The 2403-nt window shown below is 70.2% G+C and carries 2 protein-coding genes; both read right to left on the reverse strand.

Annotated elements, in window-relative coordinates:
• Positions 1-310 precede the first annotated feature (310 nt).
• Positions 311-1486: an ATP-grasp domain-containing protein gene (locus tag AOK17_RS47225; protein WP_055618786.1), complete on the reverse strand. Its 1176-nt coding sequence runs from the start codon at positions 1484-1486 to the stop codon at positions 311-313.
• 598 nt (positions 1487-2084) lie between these two features.
• A complete protein-coding gene (locus AOK17_RS47230) occupies positions 2085-2363 on the reverse strand; it encodes a tetratricopeptide repeat protein (protein WP_055618787.1) in 279 nt (92 codons plus the stop codon).
• Positions 2364-2403: the final 40 nt, after the last annotated feature.

Genomic DNA, 2403 nt, shown 5'->3' on the forward strand with positions numbered 1-2403 from the left:
TGATGTATATAAGAGACAGTCTAAGATCCTGCCCCCCACCAGGGACGGAAACCCTTTCGCGCCACCCAGCACGCCCGCCGGGTCCAGCGGCACGCCACGGACTAGAGCCCACCCAGCACTCCCGCCCCTCACCCACAGCCCAGAATCACGCCCCCGCACTCCGGCACGCCACCCCAGGCGCGCCCCGCCCGCCGCACGCCCCCACGACGCACACGCATCTGCCCTCAAGGAGACCGAAGTCGGCCGAGAACCGCGTGCGCCCGCGCGTTCCGTCGCTCCCAGGTCGGAGGCGTGTGGCCCTACCGTCCCGTCACCGTCCCGTCCGCTGCCGGAGTTCGTCGAGGATCGCGGGGATCGTGTCCGGGTCCTGTGCCGTCACGACCACCACGACCTCGTCCTCCGGGGAGGGCCACTCGGAGGCGATCCGTACGGACGGATGGTCCGCGAGGCGGGACAGCAGCGCCGGGAGGTCGCTGTCGGCGGGGACCGGCAGCAGGTGCATCGCCGCGGTGGTCACGAAGGGTGCGGGGCGCGGCAGTTCACCGTCCGCGAGGGTCTCGACGAGCGAACGGTACGGCTGCGTGGCGCCGTCCGTGGCGAGGGGCACAAGATGGGAGTTGATCAGGTCGCCGCCGAGCCGCGCGCCGATCTCCAGGACGACGGGGCCCTCGGAGGAGTGGAGCAGGTCCACGTGAAATCCGCCGGCCTTGATGCCCACGGCGCGCACCGCGGCCTCGGCCGCCTCGTGCACCCGGGCGAGCTGCTCAGGGGTGAGCGCGGAGGGGACGACCGTAGTGATCGTACGAAGCTCCCCGGGCGCCAGGTACTTGTCGGACACGGCGAGGATCACCACCTCGCCGCCGTGCACGAGCCCGGAGACCGAGTGTTCGCTGCCGTCGACGAGTTCCTCGACCAGGAAGGCGGCGGAGTCCTCGTAGTTGAGGGACGTCAGCTTCATCAGCTCGTCCGGTTCCGTGTCCGCGTCGATCACGGCGGACCCGCGGCCCCCCGAGGAGTGGGCGAGCTTGAAGATCAGCGGAAGGCCCAGCTCCCCCACGGCGGCCTTCAGCTCGTCGACCGTGGTCCCGCTGCGCCAGCGGGGGTTGAGGCCGTGCGGTTCGAGGGCCCGGCGCTGCGCGGACTTGTCGAGGCACACGGTGGCCGCGGCGACCGAGGGCCCGCGCAGCCCGAGCGCCTCGGCGACCCTGGCCGCGACCTCCACGTACCGGTCGCCCCAGCACAGCACCGCCGCGGGTTCGTGCCCGCCGTCCCGTGCCTGCCGCAGGGCGCGGGCCGCCACGTCCTCCGCGGACTCCGCCCTGCTGAAGGCGGCGACCCGGTCGTCGGGCAACCCGGTGTGACCGAGGCCGGAGTCGGAGTGGACGTACACGGCGTGGCCCAGCTCCGCCGCGGCGTCGATCTCGGGCCGCCACTCCAGCGGGGAGCGGCGCAGGCCGAGATGGAGGACTGAACGGTCGGGGGACATACGGGGCCTTCCTGAGGTGGGTGCATGCACCGGCAGAAATCGGAAGGCTACGGGAGCACGGGTCACAGGGACGCGGGTCACAGCACGGCCGCGACGGACACGCAGCACCGCGGATACCAGACGCTGCCGAAGCCCGAGACAACGAGTGCGGGCCGGGTCGGATCCGCTCCGCTGCGACCGATTCGGGCGCGCCGGTCAGAGGCTCTACAGGACCAGCCGTCGACAGCGATCGCGGCACACAACTCCGGGATACGGCGCCGTCCCCCGTTCGCACTTCCGGGGCACAGCCGTCCGGCGTGCACAGTACTCACCCGGCACCGCAGACCACACCCACCAAAAGCAAAAGCCCCAGGTCACGGCGAGTGAGTCTGAGGCTTCCACAGAGCCGCCTTCGGGATTCGAACCCGAGACCTACGCATTACGAGCTGTCCTGTCCCGTTCCGTAGCGGTCCGGGCGCATCCTTCAATGACTTCGCGTTGCAGGTCAGGTGGCGTGCCGGACATACACGGACGGGCGCGTGCTACACCGGATTGAGCAGCATTCGAGACTAGAACTGAGACTAGGGTCATTCTCAGGAACCCGAAGTCTGCTCAAGTCTTAGCCGCGCCGGCGGCGTCCCCCGCCTCTCCCCCGCCACCGGGCGAGGTGGTGTCGCGTGGAAAGAGTGTAGAGATGGTCCGGCCCCAGCACCCGAACCTGATCGACCAGCAGCGCAGCAAACTCATCAACCGCACCCTGAACATCCCCCACCACCCCCCGATACCGGGCGAGGTTGTACCGGGTGGAGAGAGTGCTCGGGTGGTCCGGCCCCAGCACCCGGATCCGGTCGATCAACAGCGCTGCAAGCTCATCGACCGCGCCTCGAACATCCCCCACCTCCCCCCGCCACCGGGCGAGGTTGTGGCGCGTGGAAAGA

It is taken from the genome of Streptomyces phaeochromogenes, from assembly GCF_001418655.1.
Classification (GTDB): Bacteria; Actinomycetota; Actinomycetes; order Streptomycetales; family Streptomycetaceae; genus Streptomyces; species Streptomyces phaeochromogenes.

Bases quoted from the DNA above. Each gene is read 5' to 3' on its own strand.
- AOK17_RS47225 (WP_055618786.1), bottom strand. From the start codon at position 1,486: ATGTCCCCCGACCGTTCAGTCCTCCATCTCGGCCTGCGCCGCTCCCCG.